The organism is Streptococcus sp. 343_SSPC (assembly GCF_001072385.1).
In the GTDB taxonomy this organism is placed as follows: Bacteria; Bacillota; Bacilli; order Lactobacillales; family Streptococcaceae; genus Streptococcus.
In genome coordinates, this window is record NZ_JVKU01000004.1 from 1 (window position 1) to 5,643 (window position 5,643).

Sequence of the window (5,643 nt, forward strand, 5' to 3'; positions counted from 1 at the left end):
GAGTCGAACCTCTAACCGCCTGATTCGTAGTCAGGTACTCTATCCAGTTGAGCTAAGGGTGCTTCTTCTCCAACCTAAGTCTATGCCGAGGACCGGAATCGAACCGGTACGATCGTTACCAATCGCAGGATTTTAAGTCCTGTGCGTCTGCCAGTTCCGCCACCCCGGCCTCCTCAAGCGAACGACGGGATTCGAACCCGCGACCCCCACCTTGGCAAGGTGGTGTTCTACCACTGAACTACGTTCGCATCTGTTTCTTTATATAAAAAAATGCCGGCTACATGACTTGAACACGCGACCCTCTGATTACAAATCAGATGCTCTACCAACTGAGCTAAGCCGGCTCATTATTATTCTCTTATGCGGGTTAAGGGACTTGAACCCCCACGCCGTAAAGCGCCAGATCCTAAATCTGGTGCGTCTGCCAATTCCGCCAAACCCGCTATAATGACCCGTACTGGGCTCGAACCAGTGACCCATTGATTAAAAGTCAATTGCTCTACCAACTGAGCTAACGAGTCGTATCATTATCTGCTAGAAACTACGTTTCTACGGTCCCGACGGGAATCGAACCCGCGATCTTCGCCGTGACAGGGCGACGTGATAACCGCTACACTACGGGACCTATGGGAGTTAACGGGATCGAACCGCTGACCCTCTGCTTGTAAGGCAGATGCTCTCCCAGCTGAGCTAAACTCCCAAAAAAGGAAGTCTTTTAACTTCCTATCTTGCTAAGCGACTACCATATCTCACAGGGGGCAACCCCCAACTACTTCCGGCGTTCTAGGGCTTAACTTCTGTGTTCGGCATGGGTACAGGTGTATCTCCTAGGCTATCGTCACTTAACTCTGAATGATGAACATTCAAAATTGAATACCTATATTCTAACAAAATTTAAACCAGCTGTAAATATCCTCAGTTACTTTTTGGATAAGTCCTCGAGCTATTAGTATTAGTCCGCTCCATTGCTCACACAACTTCCACTCCTAACCTATCTACCTGATCTTCTCTCAGGGCTCTTACTAACATATAGTTATGGGAAATCTCATCTTGAGGTGGGTTTCACACTTAGATGCTTTCAGCGTTTATCCCTTCCCTACATAGCTACCCAGCGATGCCTCTGGCGAGACAACTGGTACACCAGCGGTAAGTCCACTCTGGTCCTCTCGTACTAGGAGCAGATCCTCTCAAATTTCCTACGCCCGCGACGGATAGGGACCGAACTGTCTCACGACGTTCTGAACCCAGCTCGCGTGCCGCTTTAATGGGCGAACAGCCCAACCCTTGGGACCGACTACAGCCCCAGGATGCGACGAGCCGACATCGAGGTGCCAAACCTCCCCGTCGATGTGAACTCTTGGGGGAGATAAGCCTGTTATCCCCAGGGTAGCTTTTATCCGTTGAGCGATGGCCCTTCCATACGGAACCACCGGATCACTAAGCCCGACTTTCGTCCCTGCTCGAGTTGTAGCTCTCGCAGTCAAGCTCCCTTATACCTTTACACTCTGCGAATGATTTCCAACCATTCTGAGGGAACCTTTGGGCGCCTCCGTTACCTTTTAGGAGGCGACCGCCCCAGTCAAACTGCCCGTCAGACACTGTCTCCGATAGGGATCACCTATCCGGGTTAGAGTGGCCATAACACAAGGGTAGTATCCCAACAACGCCTCCATCGAAACTGGCGTCCCGATCTCTATGGCTCCTACCTATCCTGTACATGTGGCACAGACACTCAATATCAAACTGCAGTAAAGCTCCATGGGGTCTTTCCGTCCTGTCGCGGGTAACCTGCATCTTCACAGGTACTAAAATTTCACCGAGTCTCTCGTTGAGACAGTGCCCAAATCATTACGCCTTTCGTGCGGGTCGGAACTTACCCGACAAGGAATTTCGCTACCTTAGGACCGTTATAGTTACGGCCGCCGTTTACTGGGGCTTCAATTCATACCTTCGCTTACGCTAAGCACTCCTCTTAACCTTCCAGCACCGGGCAGGCGTCACCCCCTATACATCATCTTACGATTTAGCAGAGAGCTGTGTTTTTGATAAACAGTTGCTTGGGCCTATTCACTGCGGCTGACCGAAGTCAGCACCCCTTCTCCCGAAGTTACGGGGTCATTTTGCCGAGTTCCTTAACGAGAGTTCTCTCGCTCACCTGAGGCTACTCGCCTCGACTACCTGTGTCGGTTTGCGGTACGGGTAGAGTATGTTTAACGCTAGAAGCTTTTCTTGGCAGTGTGACATCACTAACTTCGCTACTAAACTTCGCTCCCCATCACAGCTCAATGTTATTGAACTAAGCATTTAACTCAATTCACACCTCACTGCTTAGACGTGCACTTCCAATCGCACGCTTTAGTTAGCCTACTGCGTCCCTCCATCACTACATACTCTAGTACAGGAATATCAACCTGTTGTCCATCGGATACACCTTTCGGTCTCTCCTTAGGTCCCGACTAACCCAGGGCGGACGAGCCTTCCCCTGGAAACCTTAGTCTTACGGTGGACAGGATTCTCACCTGTCTTTCGCTACTCATACCGGCATTCTCACTTCTATGCGTTCCAGCACTCCTCACGGTATACCTTCTTCACACATAGAACGCTCTCCTACCATACCATTAAAGGTATCCACAGCTTCGGTAAATTGTTTTAGCCCCGGTACATTTTCGGCGCAGGGTCACTCGACTAGTGAGCTATTACGCACTCTTTGAATGAATAGCTGCTTCTAAGCTAACATCCTAGTTGTCTGTGCAACCCCACATCCTTTTCCACTTAACAATTATTTTGGGACCTTAGCTGGTGGTCTGGGCTGTTTCCCTTTCGACTACGGATCTTAGCACTCGCAGTCTGACTGCCGACCATAATTCATTGGCATTCGGAGTTTATCTGAGATTGGTAATCCGGGATGGACCCCTCACCCAAACAGTGCTCTACCTCCAAGAATCTTAATGTCGACGCTAGCCCTAAAGCTATTTCGGAGAGAACCAGCTATCTCCAAGTTCGTTTGGAATTTCTCCGCTACCCACAAGTCATCCAAGCACTTTTCAACGTGCCCTGGTTCGGTCCTCCAGTGCGTTTTACCGCACCTTCAACCTGCTCATGGGTAGGTCACATGGTTTCGGGTCTACGACATAATACTAAGACGCCCTATTCAGACTCGGTTTCCCTACGGCTCCGTCTCTTCAACTTAACCTCGCATCATATCGTAACTCGCCGGTTCATTCTACAAAAGGCACGCTCTCACCCATTAACGGGCTCGAACTTGTTGTAGGCACACGGTTTCAGGTTCTATTTCACTCCCCTCCCGGGGTGCTTTTCACCTTTCCCTCACGGTACTGGTTCACTATCGGTCACTAGGGAGTATTTAGGGTTGGGAGATGGTCCTCCCAGATTCCGACGAGATTCCACGTGTCTCGCCGTACTCAGGATACTGCTAGGTATAAAGACTATTTAAAATACGAGGCTGTTACTCTCTTTGGCCTACCTTCCCAGGTAGTTCTTCTATAATCTTTAAGTCCACATTGCAGTCCTACAACCCCGAAGAGTAAACTCTTCGGTTTGCCCTCCTGCCGTTTCGCTCGCCGCTACTAAGGCAATCGCTTTTGCTTTCTCTTCCTGCAGCTACTTAGATGTTTCAGTTCACTGCGTCTTCCTCCTCATATCCTTAACAGATATGGGTAACAGGTATTACCTGCTGGGTTCCCCCATTCGGACACCCCCGGATCTAAGCTTACTTACAGCTCCCCGAGGCATTTCGTCGTTTGTCACGTCCTTCTTCGGCTCCTAGTGCCAAGGCATCCACCGTGCGCCCTTATTAACTTAACCTTATTAACCTAATTTCTTAAAAAATTAGAAAACTCATTAAATATTCACAGCGTTTTCGGTTTATTTTCTTGTTACTATTTGATATAGATATTCAATTTTCAATGTTCATCCTTGGTGATCTCTCACCAATGGAGCCTAGCGGGATCGAACCGCTGACCTCCTGCGTGCAAAGCAGGCGCTCTCCCAGCTGAGCTAAGGCCCCACAAGACCTCTCAAAACTAAACAAGACGAACGTGCAGGTTTCCTTATCCTTAGAAAGGAGGTGATCCAGCCGCACCTTCCGATACGGCTACCTTGTTACGACTTCACCCCAATCATCTATCCCACCTTAGGCGGCTGGCTCCTAAAAGGTTACCTCACCGACTTCGGGTGTTACAAACTCTCGTGGTGTGACGGGCGGTGTGTACAAGGCCCGGGAACGTATTCACCGCGGCGTGCTGATCCGCGATTACTAGCGATTCCGACTTCATGTAGGCGAGTTGCAGCCTACAATCCGAACTGAGACTGGCTTTAAGAGATTAGCTTGCCGTCACCGACTTGCGACTCGTTGTACCAGCCATTGTAGCACGTGTGTAGCCCAGGTCATAAGGGGCATGATGATTTGACGTCATCCCCACCTTCCTCCGGTTTATTACCGGCAGTCTCGCTAGAGTGCCCAACTGAATGATGGCAACTAACAATAGGGGTTGCGCTCGTTGCGGGACTTAACCCAACATCTCACGACACGAGCTGACGACAACCATGCACCACCTGTCACCTCTGTCCCGAAGGAAAGCTCTATCTCTAGAGCGGTCAGAGGGATGTCAAGACCTGGTAAGGTTCTTCGCGTTGCTTCGAATTAAACCACATGCTCCACCGCTTGTGCGGGCCCCCGTCAATTCCTTTGAGTTTCAACCTTGCGGTCGTACTCCCCAGGCGGAGTGCTTAATGCGTTAGCTGCGGCACTGAGTCCCGGAAAGGACCCAACACCTAGCACTCATCGTTTACGGCGTGGACTACCAGGGTATCTAATCCTGTTTGCTCCCCACGCTTTCGAGCCTCAGCGTCAGTTACAAGCCAGAGAGCCGCTTTCGCCACCGGTGTTCCTCCATATATCTACGCATTTCACCGCTACACATGGAATTCCACTCTCCCCTCTTGCACTCAAGTTAAACAGTTTCCAAAGCGTACTATGGTTAAGCCACAGCCTTTAACTTCAGACTTATCTAACCGCCTGCGCTCGCTTTACGCCCAATAAATCCGGATAACGCTCGGGACCTACGTATTACCGCGGCTGCTGGCACGTAGTTAGCCGTCCCTTTCTGGTAAGATACCGTCACAGTGTGAACTTTCCACTCTCACACTCGTTCTTCTCTTACAACAGAGCTTTACGATCCGAAAACCTTCTTCACTCACGCGGCGTTGCTCGGTCAGACTTCCGTCCATTGCCGAAGATTCCCTACTGCTGCCTCCCGTAGGAGTCTGGGCCGTGTCTCAGTCCCAGTGTGGCCGATCACCCTCTCAGGTCGGCTATGTATCGTCGCCTTGGTGAGCCGTTACCTCACCAACTAGCTAATACAACGCAGGTCCATCTGGTAGTGGAGCAATTGCCCCTTTCAAGCAGATATCATGCAATATCTACTGTTATGCGGTATTAGCTATCGTTTCCAATAGTTATCCCCCGCTACCAGGCAGGTTACCTACGCGTTACTCACCCGTTCGCAACTCATCCGGAAAGAGCAAGCTCCTTCCTTCAGCGTTCTACTTGCATGTATTAGGCACGCCGCCAGCGTTCATCCTGAGCCAGGATCAAACTCTCATTAAAATAATTGTTTGTCT

8 tRNA genes and 3 rRNA genes are annotated in these 5,643 nt (G+C 50.2%); all 11 read right to left on the bottom strand.

Annotated features, from left to right (window positions below):
* Positions 1 to 83: 83 nt before the first annotated feature.
* Positions 84 to 169, bottom strand: a tRNA-Leu gene (locus ADH27_RS00290).
* Positions 170 to 176: 7 nt separating this feature from the next.
* Positions 177 to 248 (bottom strand) — tRNA-Gly (locus ADH27_RS00295).
* A 23-nt stretch (positions 249 to 271) separates the two neighbouring features.
* Positions 272 to 344 (bottom strand) — tRNA-Thr (locus ADH27_RS00300).
* A 17-nt stretch (positions 345 to 361) separates the two neighbouring features.
* A tRNA-Leu gene (locus ADH27_RS00305) sits at positions 362 to 443 on the bottom strand.
* A gap of 5 nt (positions 444 to 448) precedes the next feature.
* Positions 449 to 521: transfer RNA gene (locus tag ADH27_RS00310), tRNA-Lys, on the bottom strand.
* 31 nt (positions 522 to 552) lie between these two features.
* Positions 553 to 625 (bottom strand) — tRNA-Asp (locus ADH27_RS00315).
* 2 nt (positions 626 to 627) lie between these two features.
* Positions 628 to 700, bottom strand: a tRNA-Val gene (locus ADH27_RS00320).
* Between the two features lie 30 nt (positions 701 to 730).
* Positions 731 to 846 (bottom strand): 5S ribosomal RNA (gene rrf / locus ADH27_RS00325).
* 80 nt (positions 847 to 926) lie between these two features.
* Positions 927 to 3,825 (bottom strand): 23S ribosomal RNA (locus tag ADH27_RS00330).
* A 129-nt stretch (positions 3,826 to 3,954) separates the two neighbouring features.
* Positions 3,955 to 4,027, bottom strand: a tRNA-Ala gene (locus ADH27_RS00335).
* A gap of 53 nt (positions 4,028 to 4,080) precedes the next feature.
* Positions 4,081 to 5,629, bottom strand: a 16S ribosomal RNA gene (locus ADH27_RS00340).
* The 16S, 23S and 5S rRNA genes sit together here with 8 tRNA genes alongside, the layout of an rRNA operon.
* Between the last annotated feature and the right edge of the window lie 14 nt (positions 5,630 to 5,643).